This window comes from Mycobacterium sp. NGS54 (assembly GCF_059812465.1).
This window is the reverse complement of record NZ_JCALCS010000003.1, coordinates 28,077-53,611: the sequence shown is the minus strand read 5'-3', so window position 1 is coordinate 53,611 and position 25,535 is coordinate 28,077. Positions and strand designations below refer to the sequence as shown.

Below are 25,535 nucleotides of genomic sequence, written 5' to 3'. Positions count from 1 at the left end.
CGAATCACCGACGGGCGCTGTCCGACGGATGCGCGCCCAGCGAGGCCGAGATGACCGCAATCGGCATCCGCGACACGTAGAGGTTGGCCCGTTCCTGCGGGGTCAGCGCGCTGCGCGTGTGCAGCTTGTCGAGCAGGAGTCGGCCGATACGCAGCATCGATCGGCCGCGTCCCCTCTGAGGACCGGTAAGACGGTGTGTAACAACAAAAGCCATGATCGTCTCCTATCGGGAGGTCCGACCGGCCCGCGGCATACGCTGGATCGCCCGCAAAATGCTTGACGCGCAGCGTTATCGAGCACACGAGAAATCAGGCGGCGGAAAGAATGCCGGAACCGGATCGGGACAAGACGGAATTGGGATACGGACTGTCGCCGGGACTCATCTCGCCCTCACCTCCTCACGGCCGGGACACACGCGGGTGTCGTCACATTCACCTGAACGGGAGGAGGCGAAATGACCGGCGCAAACCGCCGATCGCACCCCTCTCGTCGGAGCTTCGGCACTGCACGGCGTATCCGAACGTAACCGATGGTCGCGACCCGCTGCGCCCGGCTTCGCCGCGCTTGCGATCGCTCCTCGTCCGGAAGCCACTTGGGCTCAACCCTTGGGTCCGGGAAGAGCTGTCCTGACCCGGGGCGTCTCTCGACGTTCGGGGTCAGTGGCCTGTATCCGTGCAGACGCCTCACCTACCGAGGTGCTTGCCCGTCCATCTTGCACCGCGACCCAATGCGCGTCAAATTAGTTTACGCAACCATTACGTTGGTTTCTGTTAACCAACGGGCCCATCTGCCGCCGCGGCTACCCTCGAAACCATGGCTAATACTTTGCAGGCGCCCGAGGTCGCGACGGCGCTCGACCGGATGTACACCGAGACGAAGAATCAGATGTCGAGGTTGCGCGAAAGGGTTGGTGATTTCGACCGGCCGATGAGCGCGCAGCAGCGCGCCGATGCCATGAGCGAGTTCTACATCCCCGTGACGCCGGAAGCGGGTCGCCTGCTCTACGCGCTGGTGCGCGCGACCCGGCCGACGACCATCGTCGAATTCGGCATGTCCTTCGGAATCTCCGCGGTGCACCTGGCCTCCGCGGTTCGCGACAACGGCGCCGGCCGGGTGGTGACCACCGAGCTCAGCGCCCCCAAGATCGCCGCGGCCAGGCAGACGTTCGCCGAGACCGGCTTGGACGACGTGATCACCATCCTCGAGGGAGACGCGCTGACCACGCTGGAACACCTCGACGGACCCGTTGAATTCGTCCTGCTCGACGGGTGGAAGGACCTCTACCTGCCGGTGCTCGAGCTGCTCGAACCGCACCTTACGACAGGGGCGCTGATCGTCGCCGACAACGCCAGTGCCGCCGACATGCGGCCCTACCTCGACCGCGTGCGTGACCCGGACAACGGGTACGTCAGCTTCAACTTCCTCGTCCGGGAGAGCGACAGCATGGAAATCAGCTGCCGCACGGGCGATTAACGGCTATCTCAAGGATTCCTCGAGCCAGGGCGTCAGCCATTTCACCCCTTCGGGGGTGAGGTGGACGCCGTCGCTGCGCACCTTGATGCCGTCGACCTTGGCCGTGTAAACCCCGTCCGGGCATAGCTTTTTGTTCAGGTCCAGGATCTGGACACCGCCGCGCTGAGCAACCTTTTTGCGCAGCATGGCATTCCACAGGTTGACGCGATCGGGCTGATCCTCCGGATACAGGCGACCGTCCGGCTTCTCGCCGCCCCGGCTGTACGGCACCGTCGCCACCACCAGACGAACGCCGTTGGCGCTCAGGATGTTCAGCGCTCGCTGCAACTCGCCGTTGAGGTAGGCGTCGAAGGTCGGATCGCCGATATGGGTCCACTGCCCCTCGTTCACGCGATCGACGGTCTCCCAGCGGCCGATGATCAACAGCGCCACATCGGGCTGATCCTGGCCGAGCTGCGCCGACCACCGGATCGGCCAGCCGTCGCATTCCGGTCTCTGCTCAAGGGTTTGGCCGATGTACCGATACGGCGTGCCGCGCACCAGGCTGCAGCCGATGACGGTGTGGTCGAGGAACGCGAACCCGGGCGTCGGCGGGAGGTAGTGCATCCAGGTCCACCCGATCGAATCGCCGAACACCGAAACGGTGAAGGGCCGGTGGGGATCGCGGGGTGCGGGCCGGCCCGCACCGGGCGGGGACGGCGACACCGCGGCCACCGCCGAGACCCCCGGCGGTAGACCTTCGCGCAACCCGGGCCCGGTTCCCACCGGGATCACCAGCAGCGTCACCGCGGCCGCGCTGGCCACGGTGGCCGCCGCGAGCGGCAGTAGCGGCACCCCGGCCGGCCGCCACCGCCGGATCGGTTGTTCGATCAGCCACCACGACGCGGCGGCGACCACCACCGTGGCGGCACACCGCGCGGCGAACAGCGGCAGCCCGGACCATCCGGTGCGTTCACCATTGAGGGCCAGAAAGATTGGCCAGTGCCACAGGTATACGCCGTAGGAGATGGTGCCCAGCCACACCAGGGGGCGCAGGGCCAGGATGCGGGCGACGGCACCGCGCTGCTCCATCGCCACCGGGGCGACCACGACGACGGATGCGATCGCGACCCCGATCAGCAGGCCGTGACGAAACTCGCCGGCGCGGCCCGACGCGAAGTGGGTCGCCGCCGCCAGCCCCGCCAGACCGAGCAGCGGCAGAAAACGGGCGACCCGCCGCCCCCACCGGCTCCGGATGAGGCACCAGCCGCGGTTCATCGACGGCCAATCCCTAACCAGCAGAGCCGCCGCCGCCGCGCCGGTGAGCAACGCCTCCGCGCGGGTGTCGGTGCCGAAATAGATCCGGTCCCGCGTGGAGTCGGAGGCCAGGACGATGGCGAGCGCCGCGGAAGCGAGCGCGCCGGCGGTGGCGATCAGGAAGGTGGCGAACCGCACCCCGCCGACGGTGGCGCGCCTGAAGTAGCGCCTGGCCCGCGCGGCCAGCAGCAGGGTCACCGCGATGAGCAGCACCGGCCAGATGAAGTAGTACTGCTCCTCCACCCCGAGCGACCAGGTGTGCTGCAGCGGCGACGGCGGGGCGCCCTGGGTGAAATAGTCGGTCTTTTGGGCCACGAACCGCCAATTCGCGACCCAGAGGAACGCGGCGATCGCGTCGTCGCGCAACCCGGTGAGCGACTGGCTCGGGAGGAGTTCGCGGGCCGCCCCGACGGTGAGCACCATCAACACCAAGGCCGGCAGCAACCGTCGCGCCCGCCGGATCCAAAAGCCGGTCAGCCCAATGCGACCGGTGCGCTGCAGCTCGTCGAGCAGCAGCGAGGTGATCAGGAATCCGCTGAGGACGAAGAAGATGTCCACGCCGATGAAGCCGCCGCCGACGCCGGGGATGCCGCCGTGGCCGACGAGCACCAGCGTGACCGCGATTGCGCGAAGCCCGTCCAGCGCCGGAATGCCGCTGCGCCGTTCCGGTTGATCCCAGATCGCGAGCCGGCCCACCCGGCGCACCGGGGCCACCCATCGCGGCCGCCGATCAGAACGCGCCGGTGCGGGGTACCTCCCGCCCGGCTCAGCGTCCGCGGTTAACGCGCCCTGGCCACTCTGTCGCCCGGCGCCAAGATTGATGCCGATACGTCGCTGCCCCTCCTCTTGACCGCAGCCAGCCTAATTGCGCGTCAGCCCGGATACGCGGAAGACACGCGCGCCCGAAGCCGCATCAGAGGGGAAATCGGTTGCGGATCCCGTCGAAGCGCTCCCACATCAATGCGGTGCGTTCGGCGCTCGTGACGCGCGCGGTTTCCGGCGGCAACACGTGCGCGAGGTCGGCGTGTTCGACGAGCCGGGTCGTCAGCGTCGCGGGCTGACCGACGAGCATGTGGCGGTAGGTGAGGTTCCCGCGTTCGAATCCCTGGGTGTCGATCCAGTTGCGGAAGCCCGGGTCCCGGTGGGCCAGAATCAGTCTGACCTTGCCGTCGTCGTCGACCGACGCGCGGCTCGGGGTGTAGCTGACCGGCCGGTAGAGAAAGTCCATGCTGGTGAAGTAGGCCCCCATGTTCGTGATCATCCACAAGCCCTCGTGGGCAGCGAACTCCACGATGAGGGCCTCGTCGGGGCCCAGTTCCCAGTACATGTTGGCGGCGGTTCGGCCGCGTTTGCCGTCCGCATCGGATGCGTCCAGGCCAGGGAACCGATTCGGGTGCGCGCCGTCGACGCCGCCGCGGGTGAACGGGAACTCGGGCCAGTCGCTCATCAGCCCGGTGACGAAATCACCGGCCCAGCGCATGGCCTCGACCATCGTGTCGGGAGTGGGCATCGGCTTCGGCGAGGTCATGTCGACCCGCTCGATGCGCATCCGGGCGGGGCGCTCGTCCCAGCGGTCGAAGCCCTGGCGGATGAACAGCTTGCGCGAATCCGCAGTGGTCGGCAGCCAGTTCGGGCCGCGCTCGGGCCCACCGACGTAGAGCTCGAAAGTGCCGTCGGGCCCGACGCGGAGTTGGTGACCGAACAGGTTCACCTCCGGCACGTCGCCGAACGGCTCATGCAAGACGTTTGGAGCATCCGGACGCGCACCCTGCACGGTGATGTTGAAAAACGGGGCGGTGCCGCGGGTTCCGGTGATCCGGTAGGTCGATTCGCCGTCGATCCACGCCTGCTGGTAGGTGAAATCTGCGCAGTCTCCGCCCAGCTTTCGGGTCGGGTTGCAAAACGCGTGCAGCACCGGATAGCGGGTGTCGCGGGTTTCCAGGGCCAGGTCGAAGGCCTGCCCCAGGTTCTGGGTGAGAAACCGAAACGCGTCGGCGCGCTGCAAGCCGGAGGCCGCGTTGAGATCCTTGAACGCCTGCCTGCCGGCGGCTCGCAATCGCTCGCAGAACTCGGCCCACGCCCGGTCGAGTGCCGCATCGTCGGGTCCATCGCCGAAAGCCACCGCGCCCCTGCCTTTCTCGACTTCTCAGCCGCCGAGCCTGTCGAGCATCGCGCTGACCGTCGCGCACGCCCGCGCGGCCGCCGCCAACCTGCCCTCCGCATCGATGCGCGGGCCGAGCAGTTCCAGGTCGAAACCGAACCGATAGCCCCCGGCCACCGCCTGAGCCACGAAGGGTTCGATCGGAATCGCGCCGTCGCCGGGCACCGCGCGGGCCGGCAGGGCCCGGTCCCCCAGCACGTAGTCGCTCAATTGGATCAGTTGCGTGCGGGGCAGCGCCCGCCGCAGCAGGCCCGCGAGGTCGGCTTCGGCCCAGCAATGAAACAGGTCGATGCAGATGCCGAGCCCCGCCAACTCGGCGAGGGTGATCGTGTCGCGCAGGCTGTGCGCGACATGGATATCGGCGTAGAGGCTCGACGCATTCTCGATGGCCAGGCCGACGCCGGCCTGCTCCGCCTGTCGCACGCACGGCTCGACCGCGCGACAAAACCGCTCCGCCGCCCGCTCCCAGGTGAGCCCGCCCCGCCCGCCGGTGAGCATGTAGATGCACCGCGCACCCGTGGCCGCGGCGGCATCGATCAGCCGGGACAACCCCGCACCGCCGCCGAACAGGTGGTAGACCGCCTCGACCGCGTACCCTTCGGATCGAATCAGGCGAGCGAACGCGGGTTCGAGCAGTTGCGCGTCGAGGACGCTCAGGTGTCGCAGGCCAAGGGCCGTCCAATTCTTGTGCAGCTCGGCGGTATCCGCACCGAGGAACGTCACGTTGTGGACCGACAGTGCGCGCACGAGCGTCTCAATCGCGCTTTTCGATGCTGACCCCGAACCGCTCCCGGAAGGGCGCGAATTCGGCGTGCAGGTCTTCGAGGTTCTCACCGATGTCGGTCAGCAAAGTGGTGGAGTACCGGAACTTCCCGTACCGGTCGCCGCGGTTGTGGGCCAGGTAATCACGCATCGCCGCCTCGGCCTCGCCGGTGAGGGCGCGCCCGCAAAAGGTGTAGTAGCGGCCGACGGTCCCGACCGGATCACCGATGAAATCGGTGTAGGGGATGTGCAGGATCCGCGGGTCGTCCACCATCGGGTTGGACATGGTGTTGGCGATGCTGGCGCGGGTCATCTCGAGGTGCTTCTTCGCCTCGACCGCGAGATCGATCGGACCGACGATGCCGTCGAGGATGTCGGCCATCATCATGGTGCGCGACGCCGCCACCTGGACCGGGTCGCGATGCAACCACAGCAGGTTCGCGTCGCGATAAGCATCGAAGAACTCCTCGAGGCGAAAGCCGTGGAATCCCTTCAGCACCCAGTACTTTCGGGGCCGGCCGTACTGGAACTGCTGCAGCATCGCCTTGTGCAGGCAGTATTGCGCGGCCGGGTCCGTCGGCAGGCCGCCGACGAGGGTCTGCATCGGCACCCGCCACCACGCGGTCGGAGTCATCACCCGAAAGTCGAAGGCCCAGGTGCGCTCGTCTTCGGGGAGGCCGTCGCCGAGCATGTCGTTGTACGGGTGGCTGAGCAGCCACTTGGGCATCTTCGCGTTGATCTCGCGCCAGTCGGCGTCGGCCCGGGCCCGACGGGGGTCGTCCGGGCCGGTGAGGCCGGGCGGTGGCGACGGGTACATCACCTCCCAGAAGCGCAGCGCACATGCATGCGGGTCCACCGCCATCAGGGCGTGCACGAGCGTGGTCCCCGAGCGCGGCTCCCCCGTCACGAACATCGGGTGATCGACCACCTCGGCGGGGATCGGGTAGCGGTTGCGATCCTCGATCAGCTCCAGCCGCGACGTCAGCAGCCAATGACAGACACGTTTTGCCTGCTCAATCCCGTTGGCGCCCATGTCGATACCGTTCAGGTGGTCGACGGCCAACCGGAATCGCTCCGGCAGGGTCGGGTCGCCGTAGTCGTCGAGTCCCGCCTCGGCCTGCGCGCGGGCCAGCATCGCGTTGGCATCGAGTCGGGCTGTCATGGTTGGCCTCCACATAAGGCCAACAGTTCGTCTTCGGTCTTGCGGACGTTGGCCGCCGACGCGGCGCTGAACTCCAGTCCGGCCATCGCCCCGTAATCCAGGATCTTGGGAACGCGGAGCCCGGCGTCCACATACGACTTGATGATCCCTGCAACCTGTCGGGGCGTGCCGTGCGGCACGACCGCCCGAATCGCTTCGGGCTTGACCCGGCCCAGGAAGTCGATGATCCGTTCACGCGTCAGCGTCGTGGGGTCGATGTCGTGGAACCCGCCCCAGTCGTCGCCCATCGGATGGTCGAAGCCGAAGCGGCGCAGCACGTCCGCCGACACTTGCAGCAGGAACGCGGCCACCAGCGGGGCGCGGACGATCCGCTCGATCGCGTCGTCGTCTTCGCCGATCAGGCAAACCTGCACGTAGCACGGTGTGATCGCCATCGGGTCGCGGCCGGCCCGTTCGGCCGATTGTCTTACCGCGCCGAGCATCTCGGCGTAGTGCTCGGGGGTCCATGCCCCAGCCGGCCACCAACCGTCGGCGTAACGCCCGACGATGTCGAGCATCCGGGGTCCGCTGGCGCCGATCCAGATCGGCGGGAAGCGCCCGTCGTACGGCTCGGTGTCCAGCCGGGCGTGGCTCAGCCGGTAGAAGCGCCCCTCGAAGTCCACCGGCCCGTCGCTGTCCCAAAGCAGCCGGATGACCTGCACTGCTTCCTCGAAGCGGCTGACGGGCCGGGCGAATTCGAAACCATAGGGCAGGATGTTTTCGGCCTCACCGCTGCCGAGGCCCAGGATGAATCGCCCCCGGGACAGATGGTCGATTGTCAGCGCGCTTTGGGCCAGCATCGCGGGATGGCGGCGCACCGTGTCCACGACGCTGGTCGCCAGCGGCACGGTGTCGGTCAGCACGGCCGCGGCTGCGGCGACGGCCATGCCGTCGAGGTGGCGATGCGGGGACGGCGATGCCGTCGCGAGGTCGGTGAACTCGGGGGTCCACAGCGCATCGGGCCAGAAGCTCACCATGTGATCGGGGAGCCAAATCGAGTGGTACCGACCGGTATCCAGCTCGGCCAGGCCCGACAGGTCCAGCGGGAGGGTGGTGCGCACGAACGCGGCGGGCGAAACCTTCACCGCGCGATCCACTCCGAGTTCAGCGCGAAGTCCGACAGGTACCTGGTCGAGCTCCAGCCGCCGTCGACGACGATCGTCTGCCCGTTGATGAAACTCCCACCGGGCGAGCACAAGAACGCGACGGTGCTGGCGATGTCGTCGACGGTGCCCAACCGCTGATGCGGCGTCAGCTCGGTGTTGATCTTGCGGAACCGCTCGTCCCGCAGGCGCTTTTCGACCATCGGCGTCACCGTCACGCCGGGCGCGACCGCGTTACAGCGAATGCCGGCGGGGCCGTACTGGCAGGCGATGTGGGTGGTCAGCGCGGTCAGCCCGCCCTTGGCGGCGGAGTAGGCGCCGCCGCGCAGCCCGCCCACGACGGCGAAGGTCGACGTGATGTTGATGATCGCCGACCCCGGTGGCATGTGCGGCAGCACTTCGCGCGCGAGCCGAAACGGCGCCCGCAGCATCAAACCCAGGAAGTAGTCCAGTGTTTCGTCGTCCGTCTCGTGTACCGGCTTGGGGTTGCCGACCCCGGCGTTGTTGATCAGGAAGTCGATGTGACCCCAGCGCTCGACGGCGGCCTCGACGATGCGCCGCGGCGCGTCGTCATGGGTCAGGTCGACGGCGACGGTCGCGACCCGCGCCGGGTCGGCGATGGACTCTTGCAGTTGGGCCAGCCGGTCCTCGTCGCGGCCCGTGCCCAGGACCGCCATTCCCATCTCGGCCAGTTTCTGTGCGCAGCCCAAGCCGATGCCGCTGGTTGCGCCCGTGACGATTGCGACCTGCATCTCACCCATCCCGTGTTAGAGCCGCCCTGATCTGATGTTTGAGGACCTTGCCCGCGTCGTTTTTGGGCAGCGCATCCCAGACGACCACCTGTTCCGGGGCCTTGAATTTCGCGACGCCCTTGCTTTGCAGCAGCGCGAGCAGGTCGGCGACGCCCGGCTTTGACCCACCCGGCTCCCCCGCGGGCACGATCACCGCGCACGCCCGTTCCCCGGTTCGATCGTCGGGCACCCCGACGATCGCGATTTCGGCGATGCCGGGGTGGTCGGCCAGCAGGTCCTCGACTTCCTTGGCCGAGATGTTCTCGCCGTTGCGGATGATGACGTCCTTGGCCCGCCCGGTCACGACGAGGTATTGGCCATCGACCCAGCGCCCGAGATCCCCGGTGCGGAAAAAGCCTGTGGCATCGAATGAATCGACGTCGTCTTGCCGATGGCGGTAGCCCAGCAGCATCTGCGGGCCGCGAACGCAGATCTCCCCGTCGCCGTCGGGCGCGGTGTCGTGCGCGACGAGTTTGATCTCGGCGATCCCGGCCCGCCCATCGGTGTCCGCGGCTCGGTCGGTTTCGTCTCGCCGGGGCGCGCCGACGGTCGCGACGGGCACCTCCGTGCAGCCATACACCCGGGTGACGACCGCTCGGTCGAAATATTCGGTGGCGCGCCGGATCAGCGACGGCGACACCGAGGCGCCGCCGCAGATAAATACCTTCAGGTCGGGCAGGCGATCCCCGGCGCGTTCGGCGGCGGACAGCAGCTGCCGCAAAAACGGTGTCGCCCCGGCCATGTGGGTGCAGTGTTCACCGTTCATCAGCGCCACGGCCGCCACCGGGTCCCACCGGTCCATGAGCACCGCCGTCGTGCCCAGCAGCAGCGGGCATTCGAACGCGTAGATCGACCCGCCGATGTGGGCGACGGGCGAGGGGACCAGGAAGGTGTCACCCGGCTCGACATTCCAGTGGTCACGGATCTGACGGATCAGCGCGTGTATCGAATTGTGACTGTGCAGAACGCCTTTCGGGCGGCCGGTGGTGCCCGAGGTGTACAAGACCATTCGCACGGCATCGGGATCCAGGGCCGGCAGCGGCGCGGGATCCGGCCGCTCCTGCAGCAGGGCCGGGTACGGCGTGTGCGCGCCGGTTCCCGTGCCACGCAGCACCACCACTTCGGGGGCGGGGCTCATCGCGGCGGTCACGCGTTCGAGCATCGCGGCGTAGTCGTGACCGCCAAACAGGTGCGGGACGAAGATCATCGCGGATTCGACGTCCTCGAGGATGAAACGCAACTCGTGGTCGCGTAGCGACGGCAGGATCGGGTTCACCACCATCCCGGCCAGGGTCGCGGCCAGGTAGACGACCGCGGCCTCGTGCCAGTTCGGCAGCATGAACGACACCGCGCTGCCGGTCGGCATGCGCTCCAGCAGGGCGTTGGCCAACCGGGTCGCCTGGCTGTACAGCGCGGCGCAGTCGAGCCGGGTGTCCCCGTCCACCAACACGGTTCGCTGCGGTGAGGCCTCCGCGGCCGCGAGCAGCGCGTCGGCGAGCGTGCTGGTCACCCACAGCCCGCGCCGGTAGGCCTCCGCCGCGCGTGCCGCATCTATCACTGCACCCGCCCTAATCATTGACGCGGCGCATCGTCATGGCGTACCGGAAGCTCGACGACAGGTGGGTGTTGACCGTTACCTGAGCGACCTCGCCGTCGGAGGTCGTGTAGGTGCGCCGCATCTCCAGCGCCGCCGTGCCCGCCACGACCCCCAGGCCGTCGGCCAGCTCGGGCGGCAGCAGCACCGCGGCGATCTCCTGCCGCAACTCGGCGATGCTCACCCCGAACAGGTCCTCGATCAACGGAAAGATCGGGCCGGTGTGGCGTTGCAGCAGCCGGCCGACGGCGGCGAAATCGCGGTTGATGTAGTACTCCGTCCGGCACAGGGGCGCCGACGCGCCGTCGGCCCGCCGGTAGCCGCGCACGGACAGCCACTGCGTGCCGACGGGCAGCCCGGTCTGTGCGGCGAGTTCGTCGTCGATCGTCACCATCTCGTTGGACTCGATGTTCAGCCGCGCTCCGGACGCGAACGCGAGCAGGTCGTCGATCGACATCGTGTCCTGCGCATAGGAACTCGACGCCGGCCGGGGAACCACCCGGGTCCCCGCGCGGGGCCGCGACGCGACCAGGTTGTCCTGGCGCAGCCGGCGCAGCGCTTCGCGGACGGTGTAGCGGCTGACCGCGAATCGCTCGCACAATTGGTGTTCGGTCGGCAGCTGCGAGCCCACCGGGTAGACGCCGTCGACGATCTCTTTGCGCAGCGTTCGCGCGATCTGCAGATAGCGGTGCTCGCTTGAGATGGCCTGGGACATCAGCGGCCGCCGCCCGATCGGCGCAACGCCAGGACGCTGCCGTCGCCGTCGGCGGAGACATAGAGCGTCCCGTCGGCCGCGGCCGCGATCCCGGCGAAGGGGCCCTGCGGGCCGGAGAACGGCGGCATGCCCTTCAGCGGCTTGGGCACCACACCCGCCGGGGGGCCGACCGGTAAACCCGACGCGATGGTCCGCCGAACCCCGGTGTTCGTGTCGAACGCGACCAACTCCTTCGCACCGGCGTCGACGATGTAGAGCACCTCGTCGTGCACGCAAATGCCTTGGGGTCGTTGCAGATCGGCGACCACAGTGTCGATCCGCGATCCATTCACTCCGACCACCCGCCCGGCGCCGGCCTCCGCGACCAGGCACGCCCCGTCCGCGCCGATCGCGACGCCGACCGGTTCGCGCAGGCCGCTGGCGAGCACGTCGATACCGCCGGTCCGCAACGACAGCACCCGCCCGGTGCCCAACTCGGCGAAGACCACGCCCCCCGGCCCGACCGCAACTCCGTATAGCTGGTCGAAACCGTCGGCCAGCACCTCGGTTTCGCTCGCCGTCGGCCGATAACGGCCGACCTGGCCGCCAGAGGTCGTGACGACGAACTCGCCGGGCCCGCTCGACGCGACGCCGCGCAAAAAGCCGGGATAGCCGGGGCTGAACAACATCCCCACGGTCTGCAACGCCCCGTCGGGCGCGGCGGCATAGAAGTATGTGCCGTCGGCGATGTAGAGCCGCCCGTCGTGGCCCACGGTCAGATCCAGCGGCCAGTTCAGCCCGCCCGGCAGCACCGTTCGCGTTGCGCCGTCCGGTGATATCTCGGTGATCTCGCCGGTGAAGTTGGATACCAGCACCCGGTCGCCGACGAGGGTGCAGTTGTCCAGGCCCGGTCTGAGCTGGGCGAGCAGCCGCCGCTCGCCGCTGCGCGGATCGATGCGCAGCACCTGCCCGCTGGCCACCTGGGTGGAGACGATGTAACCCTGCGAATCGAACTTGACCGAGTCGGGCACACCGAGATCGCCGGCGACGCACTGCGTTTCGCCCCCGTCGGGATCGACGCGCCAGATCTCGTTGGCGCCCATCACCGGGAAGTACAGCAGCCCATCTGGGCCGACCTCCATCGCGTTCGGGGAGGGCACGCCGTCCAGCATGACGCGCGGCGGGCCGCCGTTCAGGTTCAACTCCAGCAGGCGCCCGCCCTCGCGGCATTCGCCGATGAACAACCGGTCCCGATGAACGGTGATGCCGTTGGCCGACGGAACGTCGTCGCGCAGCACCCGGGTCCGACCGGCGTTGTCGCGCACGCTGACCCGGCCGTCCATCACCTCGGTGGCGTACAGGTTGCCGCGCGCGTCGAACGCGACGTCGTCGGGGGCCACGATCTCGCCGCCCCTGGCACTCACGACCGCCAGCTCCCCGGTGCGGTGATCCAGCGCGCTGATCTGGCTGCCGGTCACCTGCGCGATGTACACGCGCCCGTCCGGACCGGTGCGCAGGCCGTTGGCGCCGAACAGGCGGCTTGCCGCGGTGACCCGCTCGAGCCGCCAGTCGTCGGCGACGTCGATCGACTGCGGGACCGCATACCGGGATGGCCGCGGTGCGACGCCCCGTGAAATGGACATGCCGTGCCGAGGTCCTTCCGTCAGCCGTTTGAGCTGGACGCTATCAACTTCGCCTAGTCCAGACAATAGCTTCCGAAACGGGCGGTCTCGGTCTTGACAGCCCCGTCCACCGATGGGAATAGTGTTCTCCAAGGGACAGAATGCAGTATTTTGTCCGGACAAGTCTTGCCGTAGATCCCGTGGGCGCCGGGGGAAAGCAGGTCATGGACGATCGCGAGGATCTGCTGGCGCTCGACGGTCGCATCGTCGTGGTGTCCGGTGCCGGTGGCGGCGGCATCGGCACGACCGTGACGGCCATGGCCGCCCGCGCGGGGGCAACCGTGATCGCGGTGAGCCGGTCGAAGGAAAACCTCGACGAGCACGTCGCCCCGCTGGCTCAGCAAGGCCTGGCGGTGGTGCCCGTCGCGGCCGACGCGTCGACCGACGAGGGCATCGCCGCCGTGATCGACCACGCACGGCGCGCCGACGGGAGCCTCTACGGTCTGGTGAACGTCGCGGGCGGCGCCGAGCCGTCGACGTGGATGCCGTCGACACGGGTGACGCGCGACGACTGGCGCAAGATCTTCACCGACAATCTCGAAACCGCGTTCTTCATGAGCCGGGCCGTCGCGGCCGAACTCGTCGCGCAGCAGCGGCCCGGGTCGATCGTGTCGATCTCGTCGATCAGCGGCATGAACGCCGCGCCGTTTCACATCGCCTACGGGACCGCCAAGGCCGCGATCACGGCGATGACCCGCACGATGGCGCTCGAGTTGGCTTTGTCCGGGGTCCGGGTGAATGCGGTGGCGCCGGGCGTCACCGAGACCGCGGCCTCGCGCACCTACGTGGACGAGGACCCGGACCGCGATCGGCAGGCGATCGCGATGGGCCGGCGCGGCCGGCCCGAGGAGCAGGCCGGCGCCATCCTTTTCCTGCTCTCGGACCTGTCGAGCTACATCACCGGCCAGACGCTGCTCGTCGACGGGGGCCTCGACCTCAAGTGGAGCCATCTCGGCGCCGACAACACCTCGCTGTTCCTCAAAGACGAATCCTTCCGCGCCGCGATCAGGAGGGTGTGATGACCGATCTGGCCAAGGATGTGAAATCATCGCCCGCCGAGGAACTCTCGAAGCCGATGACGATCGGCGTCGAGGCCTACATCAGCGCGGACTACGCCCGCGCCGAGCGCGACAAGCTGTGGCGAAAGGTCTGGCAGCAGGTCGGTCGCGTCGAAGAGCTGCCCGAGGTGGGCAGCTACCTGACCTACGACATCCTCGACGACTCGATCATCGTTGTTCGCAGCGGAGACAACGAATTTCGCGCGCACCACAACGTCTGCATGCACCGGGGCCGCCGGTTGATCGACACGCCGCAGGGCGCGAAGAACGCCTGCGGCCGCGCCCGCAAGTCGTTCGTGTGCGGCTTCCACGGCTGGACCTATGGCCTGGACGGGGCGTGCACCCACATTCGCGAGCGCCTGGACTGGCAGGAGGCGCTGACCCCGGAGAACACCCACCTTCGGCCGGTCAAGGTCGACACCTGGGGCGGTTGGTTGTGGATCAACATGGACCCCGACTGCGAGCCGCTGGCCGACTATCTGTTTCCCGCCGCCAAGATCCTCGATCCGTTCGGGTGTGAGAACATGCGCTACAAGTGGCGCAAATGGCTGTATTTTGACTGCAACTGGAAGGTCGCGTTGGAGGCGTTCAACGAGACCTACCACGTCTACACAACCCATCCGGAATTCAACAAGTTCGGCGAATTCAAGGGGTGGGCCAAGGCGCAGGGCAAGCACAGCAACATCGGCTATGACGCCCCGGACGATCTCGCGGCGACCAAGTCCAAGATCCGCCTCGGCACCGGCGCCGATCCGCGGGTGTCGACCGCCCAGATGCAGATCTACACGATGGAGGAAACCAACACCTCGACCACCGAGACGCTGGTGAACGCCGCCAAACGGCTGGTCGACGAATTGCCGGAGGGCACACCGGCGGACAAGGTCCTCGAGCATTGGCTGGCGTCCGCGCGACGCGACGACAAGGCCCGCGGCGTGATCTGGCCGACGATTCCGCCCGACATCCTCGGGCAGGCCGGCACCGCGTGGCAGATCTTCCCGAACTTCCAGATCGGTCAGGGTCTGACGGTTGCGCTGTGCTACAGCGCCCGGCCCGACCCGAGCTACAACCCCGACAAGTGCATATTCGAGGTATCGGTCTTCGAATTGTTTCCCAAAGGCGAAGAGCCGCAGACGGAGTGGGAGTACACGCCGGTCGGTGATCCCAGGTGGCGCTCGGTTCTGCCGCAGGACTTCTCCAACATGGCCGCCGTGCAGCAAGGCATGAAGTCGCTGGGCTTTCCGGGCACCAAGCCCAATCCCTATCGGGAGCGCAGCACCGTCAACCTGCACTACCAGCTGTCGAAGTACATGGGTACCGGTGCGCCGAAAGAGATTCAGTGACGAATTTCGACACCTGCGGGCCGACCGACACCCCACAGGACATCGACATCGACGCGCTTCGCGGGAAGTACCTCCGAGAGCGCGACAAGCGGCTGCGCCCCGAGGGATCGAAGCAGTATCTGGAACTCGCCGGCGATTTCGCCGAGTTCGCCGAAGTCGATCCGCACACGCCGGTGACTGTCCGCGCGCCGATCGCCGAGGACATCGAGGTAGCGGTCCTCGGCGGTGGTATCGCCGGCCTGCTGGCGGGCGCCTACCTCAAGAAGTCCGGTGTCGACGACGTCCACGTCATCGAGATGGGCGGGGACTTCGGCGGCGTCTGGTATTGGAACCGCTTCCCCGGAATCCAGTGTGACAACGACGCGTACTGCTACATCCCGATGCTCGAAGAGCTCGACTTCATGCCGAGCAAGAAGTTCGCCGACGGGGCAGAGATCTACGAGCACTGCCGCCGCATCGCCAAACACTTCGGGCTGTACGACGGGGCGATCTTCTCCACCCAGGTGCGCACGGTGCGCTGGGACGACTCGATCCAGCGCTGGCGGCTGCGGACGAATCGCGGTGACGACATCCGCGCCCGCTTCGTGGTGATGACGCAGGGCTCGTACAACAGGCCGAAGTTGCCCGGCATCCCCGGCCTGAAGGACTTCAAGGGCCACGTCTTCCATTCCGCTCGCTGGGATTACGACTACACCGGCGGCGACGCGAGCGGCGGCCTGCATAGGCTCGCCGACAAGCGGGTCGCCCTCGTCGGCACCGGGGCGACCGGTGTTCAACTGGTTCCCCACCTGGGCCGGGATGCCCAGCACCTCTACGTGTTCCAACGGACACCATCGTCGGTGGACGAGCGCGGAAACGAGCCTACGAATCCGGCATGGGTGGAATCGCTGCAGCCCGGGTGGCAGGCGGAGCGCAAGCGCAATTTCCATCGGTGGTCGCCGTTCGAGGGAGTGGTGTTCGACGCGGCGGATCAGGTTTGCGACTTCTGGACAGAGCTGGGACGCAACATGACCGCGCGAATCGCCGCCAGCGGGGACCCCGCGTCGCTGAGCATCGAGCAGATCATGGCGATCCGCGAGGAGGAAGACTTCAAGATAATGGAGCGGCTGCGACGCCGGATCGCCCATATCGTCGAGGACCCCGATACCGCCGAGGCGCTCAAACCGTACTACCGGTTCCTCTGCAAGCGGCCGTGTTCGAGTGACGAATACCTGCCCACCTTCAACAATCCCAACGTCACGTTGATCGACGTGTCGGAGTCCAAGGGCGTGGAACGGCTCACCGAGAACGGCATAGTCGCCAATGGCGTTGAGTACGAGGTCGATTGCGTGATCTTCGCCAGCGGCTTCGAGATCTCTACCGAGATCAGCCGCCGCTATGCGATGGAAGCGATCGAGGGCCGCAACGGCCTGTCGCTCTTCGATCACTGGCGTGACAGCTATAAGACGCTGCACGGCATGACCACTCGCGGTTTCCCGAACCAGTTCCACACCGGCTTCCTCCAGGGGGGCGTTTCGGCCAACACCACGGCGATGTTCGAGCAGCAGGCCGAACACATCGCCTACCTCATTTCCGAAGCCATCAAGCGCGGCGCGACCACGGTCGAACCGAGTCAGGAGGGTCAGGACGACTGGGTCACCACGATCCGGGACCTCGCGATCGACAACTCGGCGTTCGAAGTGGCCTGCACGCCAGGCTATTACAACAACGAGGGCGGCGGAGGCGGAGAGGGTATCCGCTCGTTTCTCGGGGAGCCTTACTCGCCCGGCTTCTACGCGTTCGACGACCTGCTCAAACAATGGCGCGCAAGAGGCGACCTCGCCGGCCTGGTCCTTGGAACATAGATGGCCGACTTGAGATTCGACGGCAGGGTGGCGATCGTCACCGGGGGTGGTCGAGGGCTCGGCCGCTCCTACGCCACGCTGCTCGCGTCGTTGGGGGCGAAGGTCGTCGTCAACGATCCGGGGGGCGGCCTCACCGGCGAGGGCACCGACGCCGATCCGGCCGACGATGTGGTGCGCGAGATCGTCGCTGCCGGGGGTGAAGCCGTCGCCAGCACCGATTCGGTGGCCACCGCGGCCGGCGGCGAGGCGATCATCGAGGCGGCGCTCGACACGTATGGCCGCGTCGACATCCTCATCCACAACGCCGGCAACGTGCGGCCCGGCTCGCTGAAGGAGATGAGCCACGAGGATTTCGACGCCGTGCTCGACGTGCACCTGCGGGGCGCGTTCAACGTTGTGCGTCCGGCGTTTCCGGTGATGTGCGAGGCCGGATACGGGCGCATCGTGTTGACGTCCTCGATCGGCGGCCTGTATGGAAATCATGGCATGGCCAACTACGCGGCCGCCAAGGCCGGCGTACTCGGGCTGGCCAACGTCGCCGCCCTCGAAGGCGCGGCCGAGGGCGTGAGGTGCAACGTGATCGTCCCGGCCGCGCTGACGCGGATGGCCGACGGCATCGACACCTCGGCCTACCCGCCGATGGGGCCAGAGCTCGTCGCGCCCGTGGTGGCTTGGCTGGCCCACGAAAGCTGTTCGGTGACCGGGGAGATGTTCATCGCGCTGGCGGGCCGGGTGGCGCGGGCGGTGATCGCCGAGAGCCCCGGGGTGCATCGGCCGGCCTGGACGGTCGAGGACGTCGGAACGCATCTCGACGCGATCCGAAACGTCGAGGCGCCGTTGGTCTTTCCCGTGGCGCCCGACGGTCATGGGCAGCACATCCGCTACAGCTTCGACCTCGCGCACCGTTCCAGCGATCGCGGAGTGCTGCATGGCTAGCCGGACGGGCGCGGGACCGCTGGCCGGTGTGCGGGTGATCGACCTCACCGCGATGGTGATGGGGCCGTACTGCACACAGATCATGGCCGACATGGGCGCCGACGTGATCAAAGTCGAACCCCCCCAAGGCGACAACACCCGCTACATCTCTGTCGGTCCCGCGCCGGGAATGAGCGGCGTCTTCGTCAACGTGAACCGCGGCAAGCGCAGCGTCGTGCTCGACCTGCGAACCGACGAGGGAGCCCGCGCGCTGCGCGCCCTCGTCGCGACCGCGGACGTGTTCATCCACTCGATGCGCGCCAAGGCGATCGCCAAACTGGGCTTCGCCTACGACGACGTCGCCGCGATCAACCCGGCGATCGTCTACACCAACTGCTACGGGTACGGGCGCCGCGGACCCGAACGGGACCGGCCCGCCTACGACGACACCATCCAGGCCGAGTGCGGCCTGCCCGCGGTGCAACAGCAACTGACCGGCGAGGCCGACTACGTCGGAACGATCATGGCCGACAAGGTCGCCGGGCTGACCGCGCTGTACGCGACGACGATGGCGCTGTTCCACCGCGAGCGCACCGGCGAGGGGCAGGAAGTCGAGGTCGCCATGTTCGAGACCATGGCCTCGTTCATGCTCGTCGAACACGCCAACGGCGCCTTGTTCGACCCTCCCCTGGGCCCGGCGGTGTATCCGCGCACCGTGGCGCCGAACCGTCGTCCTTATCGCACGAGCGACGGCCACATCGCCGCGCTGATTTACAACGACAAGCACTGGACCGCGTTCATCGACGCCGTGCAGCCGCCGTGGGCCAGTGAGCTGTATTCGACGTTGGAACAGCGCGCGCGAGAGATCGACACTGTCTACGGACTGTTGGCCGAGACGATGAAGCAGCGCTCGACCCAGGAGTGGCTGGCGCTGTTCCGCGAACTCGAGATACCCGCCGCGCCCCTGAACACCCCGGGCGCGCTGTTCGATGATCCGCATCTCAACGCCGTCGGCATGTTCCAGACCGTCGACACCCCGCACGGACCGGTGCGCTTCCCCGGCGTACCCACCTGGTTCTCCCGGACGCCGGGTCGCGTCGCGGGGCCCGCGCCGGAGCTGGGCGCCGACACCGCAGACGTGCTGGCCGAAATCGGCGCGGGCTGGGGGCATCTCGCTCGCGACGGAAAGGAACTTTGACCATGACCGTGCCCGTCTACAAGCGCATCCTCGACCTGTTCGAGGCCGAGGGTGTGAACACGCTGTTCGGTATCCCGGACCCGAATTTCGTGCACATGTTCACCGAGGCCGACGCCCGCGGGTGGTCCGTCGTCGCGCCGCATCACGAGCTGAGCGCGGGATTCATGGCCGAGGCGGCGTCGCGGATGACGGGTAAGCCCGGCCTGTGCATCGGCACGCTCGGCCCCGGCGTGGCCAACATCTCCGGCGCGATGATGTGTGCCCTCGTGGAGAACTCGCCGGTGATCTTCCTCGGCGGCCAGCGCGCCCGCATCACCGAGCGCCGGGTCCGGCGCGGACGCATCCAATTCGTCCAGCAGGAAGGCCTTTTCACGCCGTCGGTCAAATACAGCAGCTCGATCGAGTACGCCGACCAGACCGACGAGATCGTCCACGAGGCGATCCGGCGGGCCATGTCGGGTACGCCCGGACCGGCCTACATCGAGTACCCGTCGCACGTCATCCTCGCCGAGCTCGACGTGGCGGATCCGCTTCCACCCGAACGGTATCGGCTCGTCAGCCAGACCGCGGGTGAGCGCGAGGTGGCCGAAGCGGCGAAGTTGATCCGTGCGGCCCAGAGCCCGATCCTGTTGGTCGGGCACGGGGTCCACACATCGCGCACCGGTGCGGCGGTCCGGGAGCTGGCCGGCCTGATGGCCTGCCCGGTGATCCAGACCTCGGGCGGCACGTCGTTCATCGAGGGTCTCGAGGACCGCACCTTCGCCTACGGATTCTCGCCCGCGGCCGTCGAGGCGGTGGTGAAGTCGGATCTGTGTGTGGCGCTGGGTACGGAGCTGGGCGAACCGAGCCACTACGGCCGGACCCGCCATTGGGCGCAGAACGATGCGGAACGCAAATGGGTTCTGGTCGAACAGGATCCGGTTGCCATCGGCGTCAACCGTCCCATCGACGTCCCCCTGGTCGGTGACCTTCGCGGGGTGGTGCCCCAGCTGGTAAAGGCGCTCCGTGACAGTCCGAGAAGGGCGTCCGTCGACCTCGACCGCTGGATCAGACAGGACGCGACGGAGCTGGCGCAGCTCGCGGAGAACGCGCCGACGGGCCGGACGCCGATACACCCGGCGCGGTTCGTCGTCGAGGCCACTCGAGCGTTCCCGACGGACGGCATCCTGGTCCGCGACGGCGGCGCGACCGTCATTTTCCAGTGGACCTACTCACAGGCCAAACCACGCGACGTCATCTGGAACCAGAACTTCGGCCATCTCGGCACCGGCCTGCCGTACGCGGTCGGGGCGTCGGTCGCCGAGGGCGGCAAGCGCCCGGTGATGCTGCTGACCAGCGATTCGGCGTTCCTGTTCCACATCGCCGAGTTGGAAACCGCCGCGCGGCAAAAGCTTCCGCTGGTGTGCGTGGTGGGTGTCGATCACCAGTGGGGACTCGAGGTGGGCGTCTACAAGCGCACCTTCCCCCAGCCGTCGCCACAACCCGGCGTGCATTGGAGCAAAGACGTCCGCCTCGACAAGGTCGCCGAGGGCTTCGGCTGCCACGGCGAGTACGTCGAGAAGGAGGACGAGATCGGCCCGGCGATCGGGCGGGCCTACGCCAGCGGCAAGCCCGCCGTGGTCCACGTCTGCATCGACCCGAAGGCCAACTCCGAGGAGATGCCCAAATACGACGAATTCCGCACCTGGTACGCGGAAGGCACCCAGTAGGGAGTAAGGAGTAGTCATGCGCGAATACCTGAAGTTCTACATCGACGGCCGCTGGGTCGACCCGGTGCGGCCAAACACGTTCGACGTGGAAAACCCGGCGACCGAACAGGTCTCCGGGAAGATCTCGCTCGGCTCGGCCGCCGACGTCGACGTGGCGGTCAACGCCGCCCGGCGCGCTTTCGACGACTGGTCGCAAAGCAGTCGCGAACAGCGCCTCGAGCTGCTGGAGGCGATCCTCGCCGAATACGGCAAGCGCGCGGGCGATCTCGCCGAGGCGGTCACCGAGGAAATGGGCGCCCCGCCGTCGCTGGCCGCCGGCCCACAGGTCCAACTCGGGCTCGGTCATCTGGTGACGGCGATCGACGTGCTGAAGAACTTCTCATTCTCCGAACAGCACGGGGCGACGCTGATCGCCAAGGAGCCGATCGGCGTGTGCGGGCTGATCACGCCGTGGAACTGGCCGCTCAACCAGATCGCGGTCAAGGTGTACCCGGCGTTGGCGACCGGGTGCACGATGATCCTGAAACCGTCCGAGGTGGCGCCCTTCTCGGCCTACATCTTCACCGAGATCCTCGATGCCGCGGGCGTCCCCGCCGGGGTGTACAACCTGGTCAACGGCGACGGTCCCGGCGTCGGAGTCGCCCTGGCCAGCCACCCCGACATCGACATGGTGTCGTTCACCGGGTCCACGCGCGCCGGTGTCGAGGTGGCCAGGAACGCCGCGACGACCGTGAAGCGGGTGACCCAGGAACTCGGCGGCAAGAGCCCCAACATCGTCCTCGACGACGCGGGCTTTGCCGACAGCGTGCGCGCCGGCGTGGCCAACATGATGCCGAACACCGGGCAGAGTTGTAACGCGCCGTCGCGCATGCTGGTCCCGAATTCGCGGATGGCCGAGGCCATCGACGTCGCGCGCGAGGTCGCCGAGCAGGTGAAAGTCGGCAGCCCTGACGACAAGAGAGCGATCGGGCCGGTGGCCTCGCAGGCGCAATTCGAAAAGGTCCAACGCCTGATCCAGACGGGCATCGACGAGGGCGCGACCGTGGTGGCCGGCGGGCCGGGCCGGCCGGTTGGGCTGGACAAGGGTTACTACGTCAAGCCGACCGTTTTCGCCAACGTCACCAACGACATGACGATCGCGCGCGAGGAGATCTTCGGTCCGGTGCTGTGCATCCTCGGCTACGACGACATCGATCAGGCCGTGCAGATCGCCAACGACACCGATTACGGCCTGGCCGGCTACGTCTCGGGGGCGGACCTCGACAAGGCCCGGGAGGTGGCCCGCAAGATCCGCGCCGGGTGGGTGACGATCAACCACGCCTTCGACATGAACTCGGCGTTCGGCGGCTACAAACACAGCGGCAACGGGCGGGAGTGGAGCGAGTTCGGGTTCAACGAGTACCTGGAGGTCAAGAGCACTCTGGGCTACGCGCCCCAGTAGGACGCGCGCCGCCGGGGAGGTTGCCATGAAGTGTCGTGCCGCCGTGTTGCGCGGGGTCGGCGAGGACTGGGAAGTCCGCGAGATCGTTCTCGATCCGCCGCGCGCCGCTGAGGTCCTGGTGCGGATCGCCGTCGCGGGGATCTGCCATTCCGACGACCACGTGTTCACGGGTGACGTGGTGCCGACGCCCGAGGTGCTGGCCGCGAGCGGCCAGCCCGCGCCGGACTGGTTCCCGCTGCTGGGCGGTCACGAGGGCGCCGGTGTCGTCGCCGAAGTCGGGCCGGGCGTGACGACGGTGCGGCCGGGCGACCACGTCGCGCTCTCCTTCATTCCCGCGTGCGGCAATTGCCGGTTTTGCGTCAACGGTCAAAGCTACATCTGCGAGATCGGCGCGAGCCTGTTCGTGCGGGAAATGCCCACGGACGGGACGTGCCGCCGGCACCTGGGCGACGAAAACCTGTTGGCCTATGGGCAACTGGGCACTTTCGCGGAATACGCGGTGCTATCCGAGAGGTCCGTCATCAAGATCGACGACGCGATCCCCTTCCACGCCGCGTCACTGGTCTCGTGCGGTGTCAGCACCGGCTGGGGCTCCGCGACGGTCTCGGCGGGCACCGAACCGGGCGACACCGTCGTCGTCATCGGGACCGGCGGTGTCGGAATGAACGCGCTGCAGGGGGCCCGTGCGGTCGGCGCGACCTACGTCGTCGGCGTCGATCCCGTTGAGTCGAAGCGGGATTCGGCCAAGATCTTCGGCGCCACGCACACCGCCGCCTCCGCGGAGGAGGCCATACCGCTGGTGAAAGACATCACGGCCGGCGTCATGGCCGACCGCGTCATCGTCACTCCCGGCGTCGTGCACGTGGACTTGATCCCGCTGGCGATGACGCTGCTGCGCAAGGGCGGGGTATGCGTACTCACCGGGATCACCCCGTATACCGAGCCGCCGGTTCCGTTGGTGCTTCAGGAGATGACTCTGTCGGCCAAACAACTCAGGGGCGCGCTCTACGGAGGCATGAATCCACGCACGAGCGTTCCCATGCTGTTGTCGCTTTACCAGGCGGGCGCGTTGAAACTGGACGAGCTGGTCACCCGCCATTACGGGCTCGACGAAATCAACGAGGCGTTCGCGGACCTGCGCGAGGGGCGCAACATCCGCGGAATCATCGATTTCGCCGGCCCGTAGAACGCCGCCCCGTTCACGCGGATTCGAAGTGGCGCCGGATGCCGGCCAGCATCTCGATGTGGGCCTTGACGGCCTCGCGCGTCGTCATCGCGGCGAGCGGCCGGGGTGCGGCGATCCGGATCCGCTCGGTGATGCGGGTGCCGCCGTCGATCGGCGCGAACGTGACCGTTCCGCGCAGGCGTACCCCCGGAGACTGGTCGGCCTCGGTGTCCACCTCGCCGTCGGCCCGGACGTGCAGCCGCGCGTGATAGGTGATCGGCATGCGCAGCGGCCCCAACGGAATCCGGTCCACCACCCGGTAGCTCTGCAGGTACCCTTCCGGCGTTTCGGTGCGCGACGTCGCCTGCACCGACACGATCAGCGGATGCACGATCTTGATGTTGTCCAGATCCACGTAGAAATCGCGAACGTCGCCGGGCGCAGCCGGCACATCCTCGGACAGCTCGGTTTCGGCGTGCGCCGTCCACCAGCTCACAGATACAGCTCCGCGGCGAGAACACCCGTGCGCCACCAGATCAACGCCGCAAACACACCCGATACCAGGACCGTCACCAAGGCCTGGATCAGGTTGCGGCGTTCCCGCGACGCGTAAACGTAAGCCGCGGCGACCAATCCGCCGGTGACCAGCCCGCCCACGTGTCCCTGCCAGCTGATCCGTTGGGAACTCACGGCGGGAGCGACGAACGTGTAGAGCAGATTGATCGCGATAACGGCAACAACCCAGCGCAGGTCCAGGTTGAGCCGCTTCGCCACCACGAAGGTGGCGCCGAAAAGGCCGAACACCGCGCCCGATGCGCCCGCCGTCGCCGTGTTCAGCGTGATCAGGTAAACCAGCACCGACCCACCCAGCAGGCTCAGTGCGTACAGTGCGCCGAAGCGCAGCCGGCCGAGCAGCCCCTCGAGCGGTGGGCCCACGACGTACAGCGCCCACATATTCAGCAACAGGTGAGTGGCGCCGTAGTGCACGAACGCCGAAGTCACCAGTCGGTACAGCTGACCGTCGGCGACCGCGGGCGGCCAGAGGACGAGCTGACTTTGCAAGCCCCGCACCGACATCTGCAGTGCGAACACCACCACGTTGATCGCGATCAGCGCGTAGGTGATCACCGGCGTGCCCGCCCGCTCCCGCCCGCCGAATTGCGTCCGGGGCTGACGAATGCTTCGGGCACCCTCCTCCACGCATTCCACGCACTGGTGACCGACCGCGGCCGCGCGCATGCAGTCCGGGCAGATATAGCGTTCGCAGCGGTTGCAGCTCAAGTAGGTCGGGCGGCCAGGGTGCCGATAGCAGACGCCGGCCGACTGCCACTGTGGTTCGCTGGGGCCGGTCACGGCACCAATCTTGCCTGTTCCCTCGTCCGTTGAGTTGTCTTACTGTGATTTCCGTGGAGTCGGGGTCGGGTACCGTCGAGTGCTACCTGGAATGCCTGGCCGCCCACGATTGGGACGGCCTGGCCACCACCATTGCCGACGACGGGCTGACCCGCGAGGGCCCGTTCTGCGATGTGGTCGAGGGCAAGCAGCACTATGTCGCCTACCTGCGCAAGGTCTGTACCACCCTGAAGGGCCACCGGCTGGAGGTGCAGCGGGTCTCGCACGTGAACGATCGCCTGTCCTACGTCGAGTTGACCGAGGCGTTCGAGATCGACGGCGTAAGCGCGACGTGGCCGGAATGCATTCTCTTCGAGCGGGGCGATGCCGGGCTGATCAAGCGCGTCAGCGTGTTCTTCAAGCAACGCTCACCCGACACCCCCTAGCGGTCTATTCCCTCCCCCGCGGAATTGACCTACCGTGTTGGGATGGAGGAAGAAGGAACCCCGGAGTCGGTGCCGGTCGAGAAATTGCACTCGGGCGACCCGATCACCGATTGTGGTCAGCGGTACATAGTTCTCGAGTCGAAATCTCTCGGCGACAGTTGCGTGGTTCTGGAGCTGGAGTCCCGGGTGAACCACCAGCTGCAGGTCATCGAGAAGTCCTTCCCGGCCGGATACCAGGTCGGCCGGGCGAATCACCGGATTTTGTAGACCTCTATCCAAGCCGAATGCGCGAGTAGCCGTCCGACGGCTACCGCGCATTTGTGCTTTTCG

General features: G+C 67.5%; 23 protein-coding genes and 1 riboswitch. Of the genes, 11 read left to right on the top strand and 12 right to left on the bottom strand.

The features are described 5' to 3' along the window. Window positions 1–4: 4 nt before the first annotated feature. Complete coding sequence (locus tag AC5Y5E_RS09170) at window positions 5–157, bottom strand: hypothetical protein (RefSeq protein WP_499902687.1); 153 nt, start codon at window positions 155–157, stop codon at window positions 5–7. A 317-nt stretch (window positions 158–474) separates the two neighbouring features. Next, a riboswitch (M-box (ykoK) riboswitch) is annotated at window positions 475–702 on the bottom strand. 111 nt (window positions 703–813) lie between these two features. On the opposite strand from AC5Y5E_RS09170, the gene AC5Y5E_RS09165 reads away from it, so the two are divergent. Further along, window positions 814–1,473, top strand: coding sequence for an O-methyltransferase (locus tag AC5Y5E_RS09165; protein ID WP_499902686.1), 660 nt, complete (start codon window positions 814–816; stop codon window positions 1,471–1,473). Window positions 1,474–1,476: 3 nt separating this feature from the next. Here AC5Y5E_RS09165 and AC5Y5E_RS09160 read toward each other — a convergent pair whose 3' ends face one another. From AC5Y5E_RS09160 to AC5Y5E_RS09120, 9 genes are all read right to left on the bottom strand, one after another. Beyond that, a complete protein-coding gene (locus AC5Y5E_RS09160; RefSeq protein WP_499902685.1) occupies window positions 1,477–3,474 on the bottom strand; it encodes an acyltransferase family protein in 1,998 nt (665 codons plus the stop codon). Window positions 3,475–3,682: 208 nt separating this feature from the next. Beyond that, window positions 3,683–4,891, bottom strand: a complete 1,209-nt coding sequence (locus tag AC5Y5E_RS09155) for a DUF1214 domain-containing protein (RefSeq protein ID WP_499902684.1) — start codon at window positions 4,889–4,891, stop codon at window positions 3,683–3,685. A gap of 24 nt (window positions 4,892–4,915) precedes the next feature. Beyond that, the gene (locus tag AC5Y5E_RS09150; RefSeq protein ID WP_499902683.1) at window positions 4,916–5,677 is read right to left on the bottom strand and encodes a sugar phosphate isomerase/epimerase family protein; all 762 of its coding nucleotides are present in this window, start codon (window positions 5,675–5,677) and stop codon (window positions 4,916–4,918) included. 7 nt (window positions 5,678–5,684) lie between these two features. Beyond that, complete coding sequence (locus tag AC5Y5E_RS09145) at window positions 5,685–6,854, bottom strand: sulfotransferase family protein (RefSeq protein ID WP_499902682.1); 1,170 nt, start codon at window positions 6,852–6,854, stop codon at window positions 5,685–5,687. Continuing rightward, window positions 6,851–7,978 (bottom strand): LLM class flavin-dependent oxidoreductase, encoded by a 1,128-nt coding sequence (locus AC5Y5E_RS09140; protein ID WP_499902681.1) that lies wholly within the window; start codon window positions 7,976–7,978, stop codon window positions 6,851–6,853. The genes AC5Y5E_RS09145 and AC5Y5E_RS09140 overlap by 4 nt, the downstream gene beginning before the upstream one ends. Beyond that, window positions 7,975–8,757 carry an SDR family NAD(P)-dependent oxidoreductase gene (locus tag AC5Y5E_RS09135; protein WP_499902680.1) on the bottom strand — a complete coding sequence of 261 codons (783 nt, stop codon included), beginning with the start codon at window positions 8,755–8,757 and terminating at the stop codon, window positions 7,975–7,977. The genes AC5Y5E_RS09140 and AC5Y5E_RS09135 overlap by 4 nt, the downstream gene beginning before the upstream one ends. Next, entirely contained in the window at window positions 8,750–10,345 is a 1,596-nt protein-coding gene (locus AC5Y5E_RS09130; RefSeq protein ID WP_499902679.1) for an AMP-binding protein, read from the bottom strand. The genes AC5Y5E_RS09135 and AC5Y5E_RS09130 overlap by 8 nt, the downstream gene beginning before the upstream one ends. Window positions 10,346–10,355: 10 nt before the next feature. Next, window positions 10,356–11,096 carry a GntR family transcriptional regulator gene (locus AC5Y5E_RS09125; RefSeq protein WP_499902678.1) on the bottom strand — a complete coding sequence of 247 codons (741 nt, stop codon included), beginning with the start codon at window positions 11,094–11,096 and terminating at the stop codon, window positions 10,356–10,358. Further along, window positions 11,096–12,718: an SMP-30/gluconolactonase/LRE family protein gene (locus tag AC5Y5E_RS09120; protein WP_499902677.1), complete on the bottom strand. Its 1,623-nt coding sequence runs from the start codon at window positions 12,716–12,718 to the stop codon at window positions 11,096–11,098. Before AC5Y5E_RS09120 ends, AC5Y5E_RS09125 begins: the two co-directional genes overlap by 1 nt. Window positions 12,719–12,921: 203 nt before the next feature. Between AC5Y5E_RS09120 and AC5Y5E_RS09115 the strand changes: the two genes are divergently transcribed. Genes AC5Y5E_RS09115 through AC5Y5E_RS09080 form a run of 8 tightly spaced genes read left to right on the top strand, consistent with a single transcriptional unit; the run spans window position 12,922 to window position 23,448 of the window. Continuing rightward, window positions 12,922–13,776: an SDR family NAD(P)-dependent oxidoreductase gene (locus AC5Y5E_RS09115; protein ID WP_499902676.1), complete on the top strand. Its 855-nt coding sequence runs from the start codon at window positions 12,922–12,924 to the stop codon at window positions 13,774–13,776. Continuing rightward, on the top strand, window positions 13,776–15,155 hold the full coding sequence (locus tag AC5Y5E_RS09110; protein ID WP_499902675.1) for an aromatic ring-hydroxylating oxygenase subunit alpha: 1,380 nt from the start codon (window positions 13,776–13,778) through the stop codon (window positions 15,153–15,155). The genes AC5Y5E_RS09115 and AC5Y5E_RS09110 overlap by 1 nt, the downstream gene beginning before the upstream one ends. After that, window positions 15,152–16,999 (top strand): flavin-containing monooxygenase, encoded by a 1,848-nt coding sequence (locus tag AC5Y5E_RS09105; protein WP_499902674.1) that lies wholly within the window; start codon window positions 15,152–15,154, stop codon window positions 16,997–16,999. The genes AC5Y5E_RS09110 and AC5Y5E_RS09105 overlap by 4 nt, the downstream gene beginning before the upstream one ends. Beyond that, window positions 17,000–17,935 carry an SDR family NAD(P)-dependent oxidoreductase gene (locus AC5Y5E_RS09100; RefSeq protein ID WP_499902673.1) on the top strand — a complete coding sequence of 312 codons (936 nt, stop codon included), beginning with the start codon at window positions 17,000–17,002 and terminating at the stop codon, window positions 17,933–17,935. Then, a complete protein-coding gene (locus AC5Y5E_RS09095; protein WP_499902672.1) occupies window positions 17,928–19,112 on the top strand; it encodes a CaiB/BaiF CoA transferase family protein in 1,185 nt (394 codons plus the stop codon). The genes AC5Y5E_RS09100 and AC5Y5E_RS09095 overlap by 8 nt, the downstream gene beginning before the upstream one ends. A 2-nt stretch (window positions 19,113–19,114) precedes the next feature. Next, window positions 19,115–20,821 carry a thiamine pyrophosphate-binding protein gene (locus AC5Y5E_RS09090; protein WP_499902671.1) on the top strand — a complete coding sequence of 569 codons (1,707 nt, stop codon included), beginning with the start codon at window positions 19,115–19,117 and terminating at the stop codon, window positions 20,819–20,821. Window positions 20,822–20,837: 16 nt separating this feature from the next. Then, window positions 20,838–22,262 carry an aldehyde dehydrogenase family protein gene (locus AC5Y5E_RS09085; RefSeq protein WP_499902670.1) on the top strand — a complete coding sequence of 475 codons (1,425 nt, stop codon included), beginning with the start codon at window positions 20,838–20,840 and terminating at the stop codon, window positions 22,260–22,262. A gap of 25 nt (window positions 22,263–22,287) precedes the next feature. Further along, a complete protein-coding gene (locus tag AC5Y5E_RS09080) occupies window positions 22,288–23,448 on the top strand; it encodes an NDMA-dependent alcohol dehydrogenase (protein WP_499902669.1) in 1,161 nt (386 codons plus the stop codon). A gap of 13 nt (window positions 23,449–23,461) precedes the next feature. Here AC5Y5E_RS09080 and AC5Y5E_RS09075 read toward each other — a convergent pair whose 3' ends face one another. After that, complete coding sequence (locus AC5Y5E_RS09075; protein ID WP_499902668.1) at window positions 23,462–23,923, bottom strand: SRPBCC family protein; 462 nt, start codon at window positions 23,921–23,923, stop codon at window positions 23,462–23,464. Then, window positions 23,920–24,780 (bottom strand): rhomboid family intramembrane serine protease, encoded by an 861-nt coding sequence (locus AC5Y5E_RS09070; RefSeq protein ID WP_499902667.1) that lies wholly within the window; start codon window positions 24,778–24,780, stop codon window positions 23,920–23,922. The genes AC5Y5E_RS09075 and AC5Y5E_RS09070 overlap by 4 nt, the downstream gene beginning before the upstream one ends. Window positions 24,781–24,827: 47 nt before the next feature. Here AC5Y5E_RS09070 and AC5Y5E_RS09065 point away from each other — a divergent pair, with 47 nt between their 5' ends. Then, window positions 24,828–25,205, top strand: coding sequence for a nuclear transport factor 2 family protein (locus AC5Y5E_RS09065; protein ID WP_499903261.1), 378 nt, complete (start codon window positions 24,828–24,830; stop codon window positions 25,203–25,205). A gap of 42 nt (window positions 25,206–25,247) precedes the next feature. Next, the gene (locus tag AC5Y5E_RS09060) at window positions 25,248–25,472 is read left to right on the top strand and encodes a hypothetical protein (RefSeq protein ID WP_499902666.1); all 225 of its coding nucleotides are present in this window, start codon (window positions 25,248–25,250) and stop codon (window positions 25,470–25,472) included. Window positions 25,473–25,535 lie beyond the last annotated feature (63 nt).